Annotated in this window: 14 protein-coding genes; 10 read left to right on the top strand and 4 right to left on the bottom strand. The window is 53.7% G+C overall.

Annotated features, from left to right (window positions below):
* Nucleotides 1-3: 3 nt before the first annotated feature.
* The 6 genes from ACH2EM_RS08470 to ACH2EM_RS08495 all read left to right on the top strand — a co-directional run bounded on the left by ACH2EM_RS08470 (nt 4) and on the right by ACH2EM_RS08495 (nt 4,943).
* Nucleotides 4-1,023 (top strand): L-threonylcarbamoyladenylate synthase, encoded by a 1,020-nt coding sequence (locus tag ACH2EM_RS08470; protein WP_395151836.1) that lies wholly within the window; start codon nt 4-6, stop codon nt 1,021-1,023.
* Nucleotides 1,020-1,619 carry a dephospho-CoA kinase gene (gene coaE, locus ACH2EM_RS08475; protein WP_395151838.1) on the top strand — a complete coding sequence of 200 codons (600 nt, stop codon included), beginning with the start codon at nt 1,020-1,022 and terminating at the stop codon, nt 1,617-1,619. The genes ACH2EM_RS08470 and coaE overlap by 4 nt, the downstream gene beginning before the upstream one ends.
* Nucleotides 1,616-2,209, top strand: a complete 594-nt coding sequence (locus tag ACH2EM_RS08480) for a lytic transglycosylase domain-containing protein (RefSeq protein ID WP_395151840.1) — start codon at nt 1,616-1,618, stop codon at nt 2,207-2,209. The genes coaE and ACH2EM_RS08480 overlap by 4 nt, the downstream gene beginning before the upstream one ends.
* Nucleotides 2,206-3,612, top strand: coding sequence for an aminopeptidase (locus tag ACH2EM_RS08485; RefSeq protein WP_395151842.1), 1,407 nt, complete (start codon nt 2,206-2,208; stop codon nt 3,610-3,612). Before ACH2EM_RS08480 ends, ACH2EM_RS08485 begins: the two co-directional genes overlap by 4 nt.
* Before the next feature lie 282 nt (nt 3,613-3,894).
* Entirely contained in the window at nt 3,895-4,254 is a 360-nt protein-coding gene (locus ACH2EM_RS08490) for a CidA/LrgA family protein (protein ID WP_395151844.1), read from the top strand.
* Nucleotides 4,251-4,943, top strand: a complete 693-nt coding sequence (locus tag ACH2EM_RS08495) for an LrgB family protein (RefSeq protein ID WP_395151846.1) — start codon at nt 4,251-4,253, stop codon at nt 4,941-4,943. The genes ACH2EM_RS08490 and ACH2EM_RS08495 overlap by 4 nt, the downstream gene beginning before the upstream one ends.
* Before the next feature lie 225 nt (nt 4,944-5,168).
* Here ACH2EM_RS08495 and ACH2EM_RS08500 read toward each other — a convergent pair whose 3' ends face one another.
* Genes ACH2EM_RS08500 through ACH2EM_RS08515 form a run of 4 tightly spaced genes read right to left on the bottom strand, consistent with a single transcriptional unit; the run spans nt 5,169 to nt 7,433 of the window.
* Nucleotides 5,169-5,309 (bottom strand): hypothetical protein, encoded by a 141-nt coding sequence (locus ACH2EM_RS08500; protein ID WP_395151848.1) that lies wholly within the window; start codon nt 5,307-5,309, stop codon nt 5,169-5,171.
* Entirely contained in the window at nt 5,306-5,740 is a 435-nt protein-coding gene (gene mscL, locus ACH2EM_RS08505; protein WP_395151850.1) for a large-conductance mechanosensitive channel protein MscL, read from the bottom strand. Before mscL ends, ACH2EM_RS08500 begins: the two co-directional genes overlap by 4 nt.
* A gap of 22 nt (nt 5,741-5,762) precedes the next feature.
* Complete coding sequence (locus ACH2EM_RS08510; RefSeq protein WP_395151852.1) at nt 5,763-6,599, bottom strand: P-loop NTPase; 837 nt, start codon at nt 6,597-6,599, stop codon at nt 5,763-5,765.
* A gap of 21 nt (nt 6,600-6,620) precedes the next feature.
* Nucleotides 6,621-7,433, bottom strand: a complete 813-nt coding sequence (locus ACH2EM_RS08515) for a purine-nucleoside phosphorylase (RefSeq protein ID WP_395151862.1) — start codon at nt 7,431-7,433, stop codon at nt 6,621-6,623.
* A gap of 202 nt (nt 7,434-7,635) precedes the next feature.
* Here ACH2EM_RS08515 and ACH2EM_RS08520 point away from each other — a divergent pair, with 202 nt between their 5' ends.
* The 4 genes from ACH2EM_RS08520 to ACH2EM_RS08535 form a co-directional block, all read left to right on the top strand.
* On the top strand, nt 7,636-9,171 hold the full coding sequence (locus ACH2EM_RS08520; protein WP_395151864.1) for a polysaccharide biosynthesis C-terminal domain-containing protein: 1,536 nt from the start codon (nt 7,636-7,638) through the stop codon (nt 9,169-9,171).
* Nucleotides 9,172-9,494: 323 nt separating this feature from the next.
* On the top strand, nt 9,495-15,140 hold the full coding sequence (locus tag ACH2EM_RS08525; RefSeq protein ID WP_395151854.1) for a fibronectin type III domain-containing protein: 5,646 nt from the start codon (nt 9,495-9,497) through the stop codon (nt 15,138-15,140).
* Nucleotides 15,141-15,169: 29 nt separating this feature from the next.
* Nucleotides 15,170-16,219 carry a hypothetical protein gene (locus ACH2EM_RS08530; RefSeq protein WP_395151856.1) on the top strand — a complete coding sequence of 350 codons (1,050 nt, stop codon included), beginning with the start codon at nt 15,170-15,172 and terminating at the stop codon, nt 16,217-16,219.
* 162 nt (nt 16,220-16,381) lie between these two features.
* Nucleotides 16,382-16,925, top strand: a 544-nt coding sequence (locus ACH2EM_RS08535) for a nucleoid-associated protein (protein WP_395151858.1), incomplete at its 3' end; no start/stop codon positions are given.

The raw sequence follows: 16,925 nt of genomic DNA on the forward strand, positions 1-16,925 counted from the left end.
CTCATGGAAACCCAGGTAAAACAGGCCAATCAAGCGGCCATTGAACAGGCAGCGGAACTGCTGCGCCAGGGCCAGATAGTGGCAATTCCCACCGAGACGGTTTACGGCATTGCAGCCGATGCACGGTGCGGCAGTGCAGTGGGCAAGATTTTTGCAGCCAAGGGCCGCCCTCAGGATAACCCGCTCATTGTTCACATCGATGGCATGGAGATGCTGGAGGGGCTGGTGGCCCAGGTGTCGCCCCAGGCTCAGGCATTGGCTCAGGCATTTTGGCCGGGGCCGCTCACCATCATTCTGCCCCGTGGCCCCCAGGTGGCGGACGAAGTATGTGCCGGGCTGGATACGGTGGCGGTGCGTATGCCCAGCCATCCGGTGGCACGGGCCGTCATTACCGCCAGTGGTTTGCCGCTGGCCGCTCCTTCGGCTAATCTTTCCGGCAGTCCCAGCCCCACCACCGCCGAATATGTGCGGCGGGATATGGAGGGCCGTCTGCCGCTGATTTTGGACGGCGGCCCCTGTGAGGTGGGCGTGGAGTCCACCGTGGTAAGTTTGGCAGGGCCCGAACCAGTGCTGCTGCGCCCCGGTGCTGTAACCAAAGAACAGATGGAGCAGGTACTGGGGCAGCCGGTACAGCTGGCAGGTGCCGTACTGGAGCAGCTGAAAGAGGGCGAAGCGGCCCGTTCGCCCGGCATGAAGTACAAGCACTACGCACCCAAAGCACAGGTAACCATCCTGCGGGGCAGCATGGATGCTTTTGCAAGCTATGTGAAGGCCCACCGTGAGGCGGATACCTTCTGCCTTTGTTTTGCGGGGGAGGCAGAGCAGCTGCCGGTGCCCTGTGTGGAGTATGGCGGACAAAACCAACCGGAACAGCAGGCCCAGCGGCTGTTTAGTGCCCTGCGGGAACTGGACGAGCAGGGGGCAGGCACGGTATATGCCCGCTGCCCCCAAACCACCGGTGTGGCTTTGGCGGTGTACAATCGGCTGCTGCGAGCGGCGGCCTTCCGGGTGATTGACCTATGAGAATCATCGGCATTACCGGCCGTTCCGGCTGCGGCAAATCCACCGTGTCCGCCCATTACCGGGCTCTGGGGCATCTGGTGGCAGATGCAGACCAGGTGGCCCGCCAGGTGCTGGAGCCAGGCAGCCCCTGCTTGGCACAGCTGCAGGCGGCTTTTGGGGCCGATATTTTAAAGGATGGCGTTCTGGACCGGCGGCTTTTGGCTGACCGTGCCTTTGCCATGCCGGACGGTGCTCAAAAGCTGGTGGACATCACCCACCCGGAAATTTTGCGCCGCCTTCTGGCTCAGGCCAAGCAGGCCCGCCAGGAGGGCAGGGAACTGTTCTTTGTGGATGGGGCGGTCATTGTAAATGCTCCGCTGGAGCCTTATTGCGACGCAATTCTGCTGGTTACAGCTCCGCTGGAGCAGTCGGTGGAGCGCATCTGCCAGCGGGATGGAATTTCTCCCCAGTCGGCCCGGCTGCGGCTGGATGCCCAGATGCCAGAGGAACAGCTGAAGGCTGCCTGTGCTGCTTGCATTTGCAACGATGGAACCTTGCAGCATCTGCTGGCCCAGGCCGATGCAGTGCTTGCAAAATTGTTGGAGGGCACACTATGAACCAAAAACGAGTGCTTAAACTGGCGGTAACCCTTTTGGCTTTGTTGCTGCTGGGCTGCTGTGTTATGTTTACCGGCTTAAAAAAGCTTGGCTACAGTGCATATCCCCTTAAGTACCAGGGTCTGGTACAGCAGTATGCTGCGGAAAATAACATCGACCCTCTGGTGCTGTACAGCGTCATTCGCACCGAAAGCGGTTTTGATCCAAGAGCGGTTTCCCATGTGGATGCACTGGGCCTGATGCAAATTACAGAGGATACCTTTGATTGGATTAAGAGCAAAATTGCACCCCAGGAGGATTTGCAGTTTAAGGATTTGTACAATCCGGAAGTGAACATCCGTTTTGGGGCCTACTACTTTGCCCAGTGCATGGAACGCTATCAAAACGACCTGCTCACCGCTGCTGCGGCCTACCACAGCGGCTGGGGTACGGTGGATGAGCTGCTGGCCCAAACAGAGTACAGCAGTGACGGAAAGGTTTTACATACCTTTCCTTACCAACAGATGAAACGCTATGTGTACAAAATCACAAAGGCATTTCAAAAATACCAGCAGCTTTATGCTGCCGCAGAAATCGAGGGAACATTATGAGCAAAGAAAAATCCAAAGGTCAGCAGCTGGCCGAGCAGCTGTTTTACAACGCACCTCTGGCAGCGGACAGCGCTGCCGATGTGGCACAGAAGGCCAATGCTTTCTGTGAAGGCTACAAGGCTTTTTTGGACAAAGGCAAAACCGAGCGGGAAGTGGTAACCTGCGCCCAGGAAATGCTGGTACAGGCTGGCTACAAGCCCTTTGAGGCAGGTGTGCAGTACCAGCCCGGCGATAAAATCTATCTCATCAACCGGGAAAAGTGCATCATCGCAGCCACCATCGGCACCCAGAGCATGGAAAAGGGTATGCACCTGAACATTTCCCATATTGATTCGCCCCGCATTGACCTCAAACCCAACCCCCTGTACGAAAGCGCCGACCTGGCCCTGATGAAAACCCACTACTACGGCGGCATCCGTAAGTACCAGTGGCCCACTCTGCCCCTGGCACTGCATGGTGTGGTTTACAAAGCCAACGGCGAAAAGGTAACCATCAGCATTGGCGAAAACCCCGGCGACCCTGTATTCTGCATCACCGACCTGCTGCCCCACCTGGGTGCCGAGCAGAACACCCGCACCCTGTCTGACGGCATTAAGGCAGAGGAGCTGAACATTCTTGTGGGTGCACTGCCCTATGAGGATGAGGAAGTAAAGGACCGGGTCAAGCTGATGACCATGAAGCTGCTGAACGAGATGTACGGCATTACCGAGCGGGATTTTGTACGGGCTGAAATCGAGGCTGTACCGGCCCAGAAGGCTTGCGATGTAGGCTTTGACCGGTCTCTCGTGGGTGCCTACGGCCAGGATGACCGGGTGGACGCTTACCCCGCTTTGATGGCAGAGATGGAGACCAAATCTCCCGCCTTCACCACCGTTTGCGTACTGACCGATAAGGAAGAAACCGGTTCCGACGGCACCACCGGCCTTCAGAGCATGTATGTATTCCATTTCATGCAGCAGCTGTGCGCCGCTCATGGTGCCGACAGCATTGCCTGCTTCAAGGCTTCCAAGTGCCTGTCTGCGGATGTGACCGCAGCCTTTGATCCCACCTTTGCCAGCGCATTCGATGCGCAGAACAGCACCTATGCAGGCAAGGGCGTGGCACTGTCCCGCTACATTGGCTCCCGGGGCAAGAACGGCACCAACGATGCCGGCGCCGAGGTAATGACCTACTTTACCCGCCTGTTTGATGAGGCTGGTGTGGTATGGCAGACTGGCGAGATGGGCCGTGTGGATCTGGGCGGCGGCGGAACCATCGCCAAGTATGTGGCCCTGCATGACATTGACACCCTGGATGTGGGTGTTCCTGTGCTGAGCATGCATTCTCCCTTTGAAATTACCTCCAAACTGGATGTGTACATGGCCTACAAGGCATTTAAGGCATTCAACGAAACAGCCGAATAAACCGCCTGTCTGCCGGGCTTTGGCTCTGGCACAGTGCGCAGCATAGTCTGTTCTAACAGCACCCCTGCATCCTCACCATGAGGGCGGGGGTGCTGTTGCATTTGCAAGCTTTCATCTAGCAGAAGGCACAGCCCTCATTTTCGTGTTTAGGTTTTGTTAAGCAGCAAGGCCTGTGCAAAAAAAAGGCTTGCTGGCTTGACAAGTCGCCACATCAGGACTATAATCATCAGCGAACTGGCCCTGCCAGTTTAAATCCCACAGCAAAGAAGTGTGAAAAGGGCAATGAAACTGTTACGACAATTTACCATCATCCTGCTTATTTCTCTGGCAGGAGAGCTGCTGCGAATGCTGCTGCCGCTTCCGGTGCCTGCCAGCGTGTATGGCCTGGTTTTGCTGCTGGCGGGCCTTTGCAGCGGGCTGATTCAGCTGGCCCAGGTACGGCAGGCAGCCTTGTTTTTGATTGAAATCATGCCGGTCATGTTTATCCCGGCGGCAGCAGGCTTGGTGGATGTATGGCCGGATTTAAAGCCCATTGTTTGGCCTGTGGTTATTACGGTACTAGCTACTACGGTACTGGTGATGGCTGTAACAGGGCGGGTAACCCAGCGGGTGATTCGGGCAGGAAAGGAGAAGCAGCAATGAATGAATTCTGGCAAACCTCACTGTTTTATGGCGCAGGCATCAGCTTGGTGGCATACGAGATTGGTCAGCTGCTCCGCCGCCGGTTCAAGCTGGCTATCCTGAATCCGCTGTTGATTGCAGTCATCTGTGTGATTGGGGTTAACAGCCTGCTTCATATCGACTATAAAACCTACAACGAGGGGGGCAAGTATCTCTCGTATCTCCTTACTCTTTCCACGGTCTGCCTGGCAGTGCCGCTGTACGAGCAGCTCAGTTTGCTGAGAAAGAATCTGAAAGCAGTTATTTGCGGTTTGCTGGCAGGTGTGCTGTCCAGCCTGGTGGGCGTGTGGGTGTTTGCAAAACTGTTTGGCCTCAACCACCAACAGTATGTAACCCTGCTGCCAAAGTCCATTACCACGGCCATTGGTATGGGCGTAAGCCAGGAATTGGGCGGTATTGTTACCATTACCGTGGCGGTAATTGTTATAACGGGTATTGTGGGCAATGTGATTGCAGATGCCGTGTTCAAGCTATTCCGCATCCAGGAGCCGGTGGCCAAAGGGTTGGCATTGGGCAGTGCCGCCCATGCCATTGGCACCGCACGAGCCATGGAGATGGGCCCGGTGGAAGGCGCCATGAGCAGCCTTGCCATTGCAGTAGCAGGTTTGCTTACCGTTGTGGCGGCATCTTTTTTTGCTCCTTTTGCCTGAGGACAGCAGGTTTTTGCAAAACAACCGAGAAAATCCGTGCTGGCAGCTGCAAATCCACAGAAAAATTTCCCGGGCAATGAATGTAAAAGGATATGCAGGCGGCTGACGGGTACTGAACCGACATTTTGAGTAGATTGAGCCGCAGCCGGAACAGGGCTTGCTGTACAGCAAAATAAAAAGGACGAAATCAAGCGATTTGCGCCTGATTTCGTCCTTTTTGATTGCTTATAAAAATGTCTGCCAGGAAACAAGCCCGGCGGCAAAAATCAACAGAATCACCAGCAAAAAGCCAATCAGATAACTGGGGGTCAGGTGTTGACGCATCAGCTCTTTCCAGGAAGGCTGGTGGGAGGGTTGCTTGCTCATGCCTTTGGCACGCCGGAACCGGCGGACTGACTGGCCAGCAGATCACGGATTTCGGTGAGCAGTTCCTCGGCAGTGGGAGCGGGCGGAGCGGCTTCCTCTTCTTTGGCTTCCTCCACCTTTTTCTCAAAGCGCAGCTTGCTCATAAGCTTTATGGCGCAGAACACGCAGAAGGCAAGAATAACAAACTCCACCACCGTCTGAATGAAATTGCCGTAAGCCAGTACCACATCTTTGTCGGCCATGTGGAATACATAAGACAAATTGGTGAAGTTCACCTGACCAATGGCCAGGCTGATTAGGGGCATAATCACATCGTTTACCAGGCTGGTAACAATTTTGCTGAAAGCGCCACCCACAACAACACCGACGGCCATGTCGATTACATTGCCACGCATGGCAAACTCTTTGAATTCGGTCAAAAATTTCTTCATAAAAGCTATGCCTCGTTTTCCGTCATGCTTTGGGCATCAGAGCCTGAACGGCATCCGCTGCGCCAGAGAGGTATTCGCCAGGATAGGTTTCGATGGTACCCTGGTCGGCACATTCTGCCAGCTTGGGGTCCAGGGGGCACTTGGCCAGCACGGGCAGACCGTACCGGGCAGCTACCTCATCCACATGGCTTTCGCCAAACAGCTTGATTTTTTTGCCGCAGTCGGGGCATTCCAGATAGCTCATGTTTTCCACAATGCCCAAAATGGGAATGTTCATCATCTGGGCTACCTTCACAGCCTTGGCCACAATCATGCCCACCAGTTCCTGGGGGCTTGCAACTACAATAATGCCATCCACAGGCAGAGACTGGAACACGGTGAGCAGAACATCACCGGTGCCGGGAGGCATATCCACAAACATAAAGTCCACATCTTTCCAGATGACTTCCTGCCAGAACTGCTTTACGGCGCCGGCAATCACGGGCCCCCGCCACACAACGGGATCTTCTTCGTTAGGCAGCATCAGGTTTACGCTCATTACATCAATGCCGGTACGGCTTTGAATGGGCCAAATGCCGTTTTCATCGCCCATAGCCCGGCCATGAATGCCAAACAGCTTGGGGATGGAGGGGCCGGTGATATCGCCATCCAAAACGGCGGTCTTATAACCCCGACGGCGCATCTCCACTGCCATCAGGGCACTGGTCATGCTTTTGCCAACACCGCCCTTGCCGCTTACAACACCAATTACTTTTTTGATGCTGCTCATGGCATGGGGGGCCTCGCGCATATCAGCAGGATTTTTGCGGCTGGAACAGCTCTGGCCGCAGCTGCTGCAATCGTGGGAACATTCGCTCATGATTTTACTCTCCTTTTGTTGTTACAGCTGTTGAATGATGCCGCTTACCAGGGTTTGCAATACCTTGGCCCGCTGGTTTGCGATTTCGATGACCTCATCGCCAGACAGCTTTTTCTTTTCGATGCCGGCGGCCATGTTGGTAATCAGGCTCATGGCCAGAACCTTCAGGCCACAGTGGTTGGCGGCGATTACCTCGGGCACAGTGCTCATACCCACGGCATCGGCACCCAGGGTGCGGAATGCCCGAATCTCGGCGGGGGTTTCGTAGCTGGGGCCCATGTAGCCCAGATAAACGCCCTGCTGCAAGGTTACGCCCTGCTGCTGGGCCACCTGCTGAGCCAGCTGGCGCAGGGCGGGGTCGTAAGCAAAAGTCATATCACAGAACCGGGGGCCCAGTTCGTCCAGATTGGGGCCAGTGAGGGGGTTGGCACCCATAAAGTTGATATGGTCTTCAATCAGCATCAAATCACCGATGGAAAAGCCGGTGTTCACACCGCCAGCAGCATTGGTTACCACCAGGGTTTCAATGCCCAGAGCAGCCATTACCCGGATGGGGAACACAATGCTCTGCATGGAGTGGCCTTCATAAGAGTGAAGGCGGCCCTGCATGCACAATACATATTTGCCTGCCAGCATACCAGCCACAAACCGACCGGCATGGCCGGGAGCGGTGGAAACAGCAAACCCGGGGATTTCACTGTACGGGATGTACACGGGGTTCTGCACCTGATCGGCCAGACCGCCCAGGCCGCTGCCCAGAACAATGCCCACGGAGGGAGCCTGGGGCAGCCGCTGGCGTACCAGCTGGGCTGCTTGCTGGATGGATTCCATCATCATGTAACACACTTCCTTTGCGTTCAATAACTCTAAAAACAGCGGCGAATCCTGCCTGTGCAGGCTGGCCAGCTGATTTGTTCCAGCCTATTTTAGCATATTCTGGCTTAAAAAGAAAGCGTACTGCCCCTTCAAACATAAAACGATAACGCCGCCGCATATCCATGCCACAGCAAGAATTAACCAAAAGGAGGGCGCATTGGTGGGACGAGTGGGCATTTATTTAAAAAATGCAGTGATTTTAACCATCACCGGGTTAGCTCTGCGGGCTGCCGGTATGTGTTTTCGGGTATACATTGCAGGGCGCATTGGGGCAGAGGGTATGGGCCTCTACCAGTTAATCTATACGGTTTACAGCCTGTTTATCACAGCTGCAACATCCGGTATCTCCATGGCCGCCACCCGCCTGGCGGCAGAGGAGCTGGCCCAGGATGGCCAGGGCCATACCAGGGGAGTTATGGGGCAGGTGCTGCGGCTGGGCGGAGGCATAGGCCTTGCCTGTGGCCTGGTTCAGCTGGCCATTGCCTACCCGGCGGCAAAATATCTGCTGGGGGATGTGCGCACCGTATTGTCGCTGCAAATTTTGGCGGTGAGCCTGCCCTTTATGGCGGTATCTTCGGCTGCCAGAGGTTACTTTTTTGCCCGGCGCAGAGTGGGGCCAAACACCCGCTCGCAGTTGTATGAACAGGTTGTGCGCATTGGCCTTGTAATGGTGCTTCTGCCCAAGGTACAGGAATGGGGTGTGGGGTATGCCTGCGCAGCAGTGGTGGCAGGCAGCACCGTGAGCGAGATTCTTTCGGGCTTGCTGATGCTGTTTTACTATAAACAGGACGAGCGGCTCCAGCTGGCAGAGCAGGACCCAAAGCCGCCCAAGGGTACAGGCCAGCGCATCCGCAAAATTTTGCTTCCTGTAGAAGGCGGCAAATGTTTGGACAGTGCCCTCCACACGGTGGAAAACACCCTGGTGCCTGCCTGTCTGCTTGCCTTTTTGGGCAGCAGGGAGCAGTCCCTGGCTCAGTTTGGTGCCCTTAAAGGCATGGCCATGCCTATTTTGCTGTTTCCTTTTTCGTTTTTAACGCCACTGGCCACCCTGCTGCTGCCGGAGGTGACTCAAGCCCATATTCTGGGGCGCAAAGCGGCTTTGGAACGGCTGGTAGGGCGCATTATGCTGCTTACTAATCTGTTTTCTGTGCTGGCCGGGGGATTGATTGCCTTGTATGCAGGGCCACTGGCCAGATTGCTCTACAAAGATGAAAGCATTGGTTTGTATCTGGCAGTGCTGGCGCCGGTGCTGCCTGCCATGTATTTGGATGCCATGGGAGACTCCATCTTAAAGGGGTTGGGGGAAGATGTGGCCACATTCCGTTACAGCATATGGGACTCTGCCCTGCGCATTGGACTGGTGCTGTTGTTAATGCCGCGGTTTGGCATGAAGGGGTTTTTGGTGGTAATGCTCTGCTCCAATCTCACCGCAGCGCTGCTGAACATTCTGCGCATTCAAAAGGTGGCAGGCATCCAAACCCAGTGGTATCAATGGTTTATCCAACCGATTCTGGTGTTTGGCATCTGTGCGGCGTTGGGCAGATTGGTACAGAGCATGCTGTCACTGGAAGGGGATTTACTCAGGGTTGTGGTGGGAATGCTGCTGATAGGCGGCAGCTATCTGCTGGCTATGACTGCATTTGGATTAGGAGAGCTTACTAAAAGTCTGTGGAACAGCGCATTTAAGCATGGATAAATCTTCTGACTGGCTCTGAATAATGGGATAAGAATGACTGATTTTTTGCAGATATATCATAAAACTTTGTTGTTTTGTCTAAAAATGACTAGCGTAACAAAAGGTGAACATTCAATCGTTGAAAAATAAGAATATGACTGTTATAATATTAAACTGCACCAGTTCACTTCAATTTGGATTCTTACATGTAAAAGATGTGGCTTTTTGGTAAGGTGCAGCGACTATGCGTTGCAGTGCATTGGTGGAGATCTTTTAGCAGGTGTATCAAAAAAGATGAACAACTGCAACATGAAAACAATCAGAAAGGATAGAAGAACCAGAACATGAAAACAATCATTGCGTATTTGATGGCGTTTACCATGTTGGTTTCGGTTACAACACAGGTTGTTATGCCTGTGTTGGCTGCAAATGAGGAAAGTTCTGTTTCCAGCATTGCGCTTACCGATTCTTCTCTGGCCACAAGTCAGGAAGTTACTCTGCCTTTGCTAGGGGCGGCTTCTGACGCTGCGGCAGAGAGTGCAAGTGAAGATATGGAAGACGGCATCTCAACCAGCCAGTCCGACAGCACCGCAAGCAGCGAGGCCGCAAGCGACAGCACTGTAAGCAGCGAGGCTGTAAGCGACAGCACTGTAAGCAGCGAGGCCGCAAGCGACAGCACCGCAAGCAGCGAGGCTGTAAGCGACAGCACTGCAAGCAGCGAGGCTGTAAGCGACAGCACCGCAAGCAGCGAGGCTGTAAGCGACAGCACTGCAAGCAGCCAGGCTGTAAGCGACAGCACTGCAAGCAGCGAGGCTGTAAGCGACGAACTTGTTGAAGCAGAGGACGCAGATGATTCTCAACAAGAATCTGCTGTGGTGGGCACCAATTCCGCTCAGCTGGAGGTAATGATCCAGGCGGCTATGCCCATGGGCCAGAATCTGCCTGTTCAGGTGGTTCTTACCGATGCAGCAGGTACTTCTTATGATGTGACCGGTTCACTGTCTGCAAATGCTGAGGGCGGTGCAGCTGCGCTGACCCTGAAGCTGGATAGCCTGGAACCTGGCAGTTACACCGCAGTGGTAAACGCTGCTGGCTTTGCTCCCTACACCCAGGTGCTGGAGCTCAAGAGTGCCACCAAGAGCAGCATTACCCTGTACACTGGTGAAGTAAAGCTGAACGACAGCGTTCACGGCGGCCTGCTGCTGCTGGGCGATGTAAACGGCGATGGTGAACTGAACAGTGCAGACACCACCGCACTGCTGGATATGATTGGCACCGAAAGTGCAGACACCGTTGTAAAAGGCGATTTGAACCGTGATGGTGTTGTAGATCTGGTAGATCTGCAATATCTGGCAGCAAACTTTGTGGATGCCGAAGGTACTGCCAAGGAGCAGGTTCTCTCCACGGTGGAAACCCACATCTCCACCCAGGCCATCAAGCCGACTGTGGCAGAAAGCACCGAGGTGCAGAGTGGCAGCGTGGAAAACCTGCTGAATAACAACGAGGCAGTAACCCTGGCACCTGCTGCAGGGCAGGAAATCAGCCAAACAGCTCCTGTTGAGGTGGCATTCGATATTGCCCAGCAGGAAAACGGCGAACACACCACTATGGACGGTATCGTAATTGAAACCGGCGCAAGCAACGAGCAGGCGGCGGTAAAGGCCGGCACCATTCTGGTTGAATATGTGGATGGTACCACGAAGGAAATTCCCTTCGATGAAGCACAGCAGGCAAGAGCATTCGCTCTGTTTGCGCTGTTTAGCAATGAGCCCACTGTTAGCGTTAACAATGGCGTGGTATCCGTAAACTTCGGTGGTCAGGTAGCTGTTAAGCGTGTTGTGCTCACCATTACCCAGACCATGAGCAACAACCTGGCCGAAATTTCCAAGGTGGATTTCGTGAACGGCATGGAAAACCGTATTCCTGAGCCGGAAATGAACATTCCCCAAAATCTGAAGGCTGTACCCGATGACAAAACTCTGACCCTCAGCTGGAAAGCAGAGCAGAATGTCACCGGTTACGAGGTGGAAGTAACAGGCCCCACCAAAAAAGGCGGCTCTAATGTAACCCAGGTAATTGGTACCAGTGCCAATAAGCTGGAAGTAAAGCTGCTGAACAACGAAAAACTGGTAAACGGTGAAACCTACACCATTCGGGTTCGTTCCGTAAACGGCGAATGGAAGAGCGCTTACAGCGAGTCCATTACTGCAAAGCCCATTGCAGTTAAGCTGCCCGCTGCTCCCGATAACCTGGAGGTTACCGGCGGTTACAAGTGCATCGATGCCCGCTGGAAGGACATGGAGGACACCGATACATATACCGTACTTTACCGCAAGAAGGCCGACGGCCAGGATGCGCCTTACATCACTGCTGCTGCGAACATCAAGAGCAACAGCCTGCGCATCAACAACCTGGAAGATGCAACCGAGTACGAGGTTGTGGTATACGGCACCAACGATTTGGGCAATGGTCCTAATTCCATTCCTTCTCTTGCCAAAACTCAGACTCTGCTGGAGGCAAAACTGCCCGACTATCTGACTCTGACCACCGGCAACCGGGGCGAGCTGGCCTCCCACATCAAGTCGGTTGTTCGCACTGGTGAAACTGGCGGAAGCAAGATGGTAGACAGCCCCCTGGATACCGAGACCAATACCGCTTTGGGCTTGTTCGATGGCGACCAGGGTACCTACTACTACTGCCCCGACTGGGATTTGGGCGTAATGTACCACCAGGGAAGCTGGGGTATCAAGACCGAGTTTGATGAGGCACTGTCCCTGGGTGGCTTTAGCTTTGCAGAGCCCACCAACGGCAGCGTTGGCAGTGTAAGCATTTACTACTGGAACGAAGAGGGCAAAATGGTAGCCTTGAGCGGCAAAGAGTTTACCCTCTCTATGCGTTCCGACGAAAACGGCCGCCGCTACGGTTACATTCACTTTAAGCGTGAAGTAAAAACCGATAAGGTTCTGGTTGGTTTCAGCACCGGCTGGGTTCGTGAAATCAAAATTGCAGAGATGCGCTTCTATGGGTATGATGGAATTTATGAGGACATCATGGGCCTGTATTCCGATGCATACCACACCACTCTGCGCACCGATGTAACCAGAGATGACCTGAACAAGCTGTCCGACCGTCTGGAAACTCCCGACGCAAACAGCGGCGAGAAGCATCCCAACTACACCACTCTGCGCCGTGAGCTGGATGGTGCCATCAAGTTGTTTGAGGAAGGCGGTTCTCTCGGCGAGGTACAGCATGTGAAGGCTATGGGTGCCAATATTGGCGGATATGCCGATAAGTCGCTGGGCTTCACCGGCCTGAACCCCTGGCAGCCCCTGGGCATCACTGCTGCTGCCGGCGAGGAAGTTACCATCTATGTGGGCAACCCCTTGCTGCAGATGGGTGATAATACAGACCTTTACCTGGTTGCAACCCAGCACAATGCCGAGTCTGGCAACTTTGTGCAGCAGATTGCCCGTCTGCGTGTGGGTGAAAACACCGTTACCATTCCTGCAATTGTAAGCAAGGACTTTGAGCGTGGCGGTTCGCTGTACATCTACTATGCTGCAAGCAACAAGGTAAGTGATTACGGCGTGCGCGTAGAAGGCGGCACCCACATCCCCACTTTGGATGTGTACGGCGTCGATGACGAGGCTGAGCGACTGGAACGCATCACTGCTTATGTAACCGAACTGGAAGCCTATGTGGCCGACCTGGAGAACAAGCATAGCGAGCTGCATCAGAACAGCGAAAACAGCAATGTTCATTACGATTACAACGAGCAGGAGTGCATCCTGAACGCAACCGAAATGATGTCCGATACCATGCTGTTCTCCCTGTCTGCCGAGCAGGTTCTGAAAGGCCTGGGTACTGGCACCGTAGAGCAGAAGGCCCAAAAGCTGAACAACTCCTTGTTGGCTATGGACCAGATGATGCTGCTGTTCTACCAGCACAAGGGCTTGGTAGATTCTGATGCAGAGGCCATCAACCGCATTCCTTCCCAGCATCTCAACATCCGTTATATGCGTATGTTTGCAGGTGCCTTCATGTACGCTTCCGGCAACCACATTGGTATTGGCTGGGGCTCCATTCCCGGTTTGGCCAGCGGCGTGCCCGTTGTAGCCGATGAGCTGGGTCGTTACCAGTCGGGTAACTATTTTGGCTGGGGTATCGCTCACGAAATTGGCCATGACATCAACCAGGGCAGCTATGCTGTGGCTGAGGTTACCAACAACTACTTCTCTCAGCTGGCCACTTTCTACGAAAGCAATGCAACCCGTTTTGGTTACAGCGCTATCTACAACAAAGTGACCTCTGGCGTAATTGGCCATTCCACCGATGTATTTACCCAGCTGGGTATGTACTGGCAGCTGCGTTTGGCATACGACAACTACTTCCCCTACAAGCTCTTTACCGACTACACCCAGGTTCTGCCCAATCTGTTCTTTGCACGGGTAGATACCTATGCTCGTACCCCCTCCAAGGCTCCCAAGGCTGCGGAAAACGGCGTAGCACTCACCTTGAATGGCGATGCTGACCAGAACTTTATGCGTTTGGCCAGTGCTGCCGCTCAAAAGGATTTGACTGATTTCTTTACCCGCTGGGGCATGGTACCCAATGAGGAAACCAAGGCATACATGAATCAGTGGCCTGTGGAAGAGCGTGCCATCTACTATGTAAATGACAACGCTCAGAAATGGCGCATCGAAAATCCCAACGGCGAAACCTTCGAGGGTAAGGATGTTCTTAGTGCAGAAGATGTGAAGCTGGCTCAGGGCAGCATGGAAAATGGCTTGGCCCAGAACCAGGTAAAACTGGACATTGCTCCTGCATCTGCTGGCAATGTTCTGGGTTACGAAATCAACCGCATTCTGATTTCCGGCGGCAAGGAAAATCGCCAGACTGTAGGCTTTGTACTGGCAGATGGAAACGGTGCAGCAAGCTTTACCGATACCATCAACAGCATCAACAACCGAGTATTTACCTACGAGGTTGTGGCCATTGATAAGTACCTGAACCGTGCCAATGCTTTGGATCTGGAGCCCATCAAGATTTCTCACGATGGCAGCCAGGACAAAACCGATTGGACCGTAACCACCAACATGACCTCCAGCCAGGACAGCACTGTAATTCCCGGTGAAGATGATCCGGACAACGGCTTCAATCCTGGCAGCAACAACAAACCCACCGTAAACTCTGCCATCAACCTGGTAGTGGACGATAGCCTGAGCACCACCTTTACCGGCAGCGTGTCTGAGGGTCAGCCCACCATCGAAATGAACTTTGGCAAGGAACTGGATGTAACTGGCTTTAAGTTTACCCTGAATGCAGGCTACACCTTGCCGGAAGGCCAGTTCACTGTGCAGCTCAAAGAGCAGGGCCAGTGGGTAGATGTCTCCACTGAGGTGGATACCATCACCACCACCGGTTCCACCACCGTTTACTTCACCACCGAAGGCGGTTGGCTGCGTACCAGCGGTGCCGAGGGTATGCGTCTGGTATTTACCGGTACTCAGACCGTAAGCATCACCGAACTGGATGTACTGGGTCCCACCGGCGATAATGTAGAGCTGTTTGCAGACGGCATGGGTATCCTGAAGGAGGACTACAAGTACGGCGGTAAGGATGAGGATGTAATCCCCGCAGGTTCCATTGTGTTCACTGGTTCCTATAAGGGTAACCCCGCCTTCAATGTGGTAATTCTGTACGATCAGGATGGCAAGATTGTTGGCTACGACGAGAGCGGCGAAGGCGAGTCCAGCCAGATTATTCTGGCACCTGTGCCGGAAGAAGGCGATCTGGCCAATACTTCCGACGGTCGCTGGGTATACTGGATTTCTGACAGTGCTGTGCTGCCCGAAAAGGTTCGTGTAGAGCTTTATCGTGTGGACGATGCACAAACCAACAATGGCCAGCGTTTGGTAAGTGACTCCAACTGGGCAACAGTTCCCTCTGAACTGCCAGAGCTGGTGATTGATGCAAACACCGCTGAATAAACAGTGGACGCAAATAAAAGGAGAATTCCATGAACAAACGGATTAAAGGCTTGGTAGCAGCTGGCCTTATGGCGCTGGTGTTCCCATTTCAGGCACTGGCAGCTGCAGATGCAGAAACTGCTTTCAAGTCCACAGGAGAGAATCGAGCAGATGTATCCGTTTCTCTCAATGGCGACTCTGCCGCCGAAGGTGTGAACGCCCTTCAGCTCCAGATGAAGCTGAATCTGGTAGCTGGTTCTCTGAGCCAGGCGGATGTGAACTTTAAGTTCAACGAAAAACTGCCCGGTACCGTACACGAGTTCCGTTTTGACGAAGAAACCAATGAGCTTACTGTGTATGTGGCAGGCGCCAATGGCAAACTGTTCAACGGTCAAACTGTAGACTTGGGTCAGGTAGAAATCACCAGTGCTTCTGGTGATTATCTGGAAGTTACCTTGAGCACTGGCGGCATGAGCCAGGAGGAGGACAGCAAGGATTTGGTGCTGCTGACCGGCCGCACCAACAAGAGCTATCCCACCATGCAGTACACCACTGCAACCTTGAAGGATGGAGAGAGTGCTCCCGCACCCACCCCTGCTCCCACTGAAGCACCGGTTGAGTCTACGGCTACCCCCAGTGCAACTGCAAAGCCTACCAATGCTCCTGGTGCAACGGCAACTGCAAAGCCGACCAACGCTCCTAGCGCAACGGCAACTGCAAAGCCCACTGCAAAACCCACCGACGCTGCTGGTACTGTGGCAACGGCAACTCCGAACCCCACCGCTCAGCCTGCTCAGGGCAGCACTGGGGCAAATCCCTCCACCAACAAGACCACTGGCAGCAACAATTCTTCTTCCAGTGAGCCTGTGAGTTCTGAGTCTGTTTCTAGCTCTCAGTCTGAGAGTAGCTCTGTAGCTGCAAGCGCCCAGCAGGATGCATCTTCTCAGGATGCTTCCAGCCAGGCAAGCAGCGCAGATTCTCAGCTGGAAGCCAATGCCAGCTCCAATGGCCTGGCAATGCCCATTGTGGTGGCTGCTGTAGTAGTGGTAGCTGCTGCTGCGGGCCTGGGTGTAATGTTCCTGCGTCGTCCCAAGCAGTAATGCAGCGAGCAAAACACTCGGCATAGCGTTTTAACAAAAAGCATCTGTGAATGTCCTGATTTTGGGGCATTCCAGATGCTTTTTGTATCTTTATGGGCTATTCAAACAAGAAAAAGTTCGGTATAATGGCAGATAGTGTAAACATTATCAAAAGGAGAATCTATGGAACTGCAAATTTTTAAGGCCATTGTTCATGTGCTGGATTCCAGCGGCGGCGCACCGGTTTTTTCTGACCGGCTGCTGGAGCTGGAAGGGGAGGACATGGACTATCTGCTGGCCCATCTGGAAAAAGCCTATACCAACGATGCAGTTAAGAACTGCACCTTTCTGCCAGAGTCCACTTTTCCTGCCTTGCTGCTGGAAACGGAAGATTTTGTGCAGTGTTCCAAGCAGATTGCAGCAGAGTTTTTTGAGGTGATGCGGCACAATCCCGCCATTCCCAATGGAGATTTGATTGTGATATATGGCTCTGTTGATGGAAGGGAAAGTGTGGCTCTCTTAAAAATGAACTACAAAACAGCCTATGCTCACTTCTACCAGCAGGTGGAAGGGCAGCACTACAATGCCCTCATTAAGCAGCGTACCATTCTGCCGGCCGCTTCCGGCAAGGTGGATGAGTCTGTAATTGTTGATTTAACCAGTGGAGCTATTAAACTGGTGGAACGCAAGTATGAACTAGATGGGGTAAAGGAGTTTTATATCTCCA

It is taken from the genome of uncultured Allofournierella sp. (assembly GCA_944382705.1).
Taxonomy (GTDB): Bacteria; Bacillota; Clostridia; order Oscillospirales; family Ruminococcaceae; genus Allofournierella.

Bases quoted from the DNA above. Each gene is read 5' to 3' on its own strand.
- ACH2EM_RS08485 (WP_395151842.1), top strand. From the start codon at position 2,206: ATGAGCAAAGAAAAATCCAAAGGTCAGCAGCTGGCCGAGCAGCTGTTT.
- mscL (WP_395151850.1), bottom strand. From the start codon at position 5,740: ATGAAGAAATTTTTGACCGAATTCAAAGAGTTTGCCATGCGTGGCAAT.
- ACH2EM_RS08480 (WP_395151840.1), top strand. From the start codon at position 1,616: ATGAACCAAAAACGAGTGCTTAAACTGGCGGTAACCCTTTTGGCTTTG.
- ACH2EM_RS08495 (WP_395151846.1), top strand. From the start codon at position 4,251: ATGAATGAATTCTGGCAAACCTCACTGTTTTATGGCGCAGGCATCAGC.
- ACH2EM_RS08530 (WP_395151856.1), top strand. From the start codon at position 15,170: ATGAACAAACGGATTAAAGGCTTGGTAGCAGCTGGCCTTATGGCGCTG.
- ACH2EM_RS08525 (WP_395151854.1), top strand. From the start codon at position 9,495: ATGAAAACAATCATTGCGTATTTGATGGCGTTTACCATGTTGGTTTCG.
- ACH2EM_RS08490 (WP_395151844.1), top strand. From the start codon at position 3,895: ATGAAACTGTTACGACAATTTACCATCATCCTGCTTATTTCTCTGGCA.
- ACH2EM_RS08510 (WP_395151852.1), bottom strand. From the start codon at position 6,599: ATGAGCGAATGTTCCCACGATTGCAGCAGCTGCGGCCAGAGCTGTTCC.
- ACH2EM_RS08470 (WP_395151836.1), top strand. From the start codon at position 4: ATGGAAACCCAGGTAAAACAGGCCAATCAAGCGGCCATTGAACAGGCA.
- ACH2EM_RS08515 (WP_395151862.1), bottom strand. From the start codon at position 7,433: ATGATGGAATCCATCCAGCAAGCAGCCCAGCTGGTACGCCAGCGGCTG.
- coaE (WP_395151838.1), top strand. From the start codon at position 1,020: ATGAGAATCATCGGCATTACCGGCCGTTCCGGCTGCGGCAAATCCACC.
- ACH2EM_RS08500 (WP_395151848.1), bottom strand. From the start codon at position 5,309: ATGAGCAAGCAACCCTCCCACCAGCCTTCCTGGAAAGAGCTGATGCGT.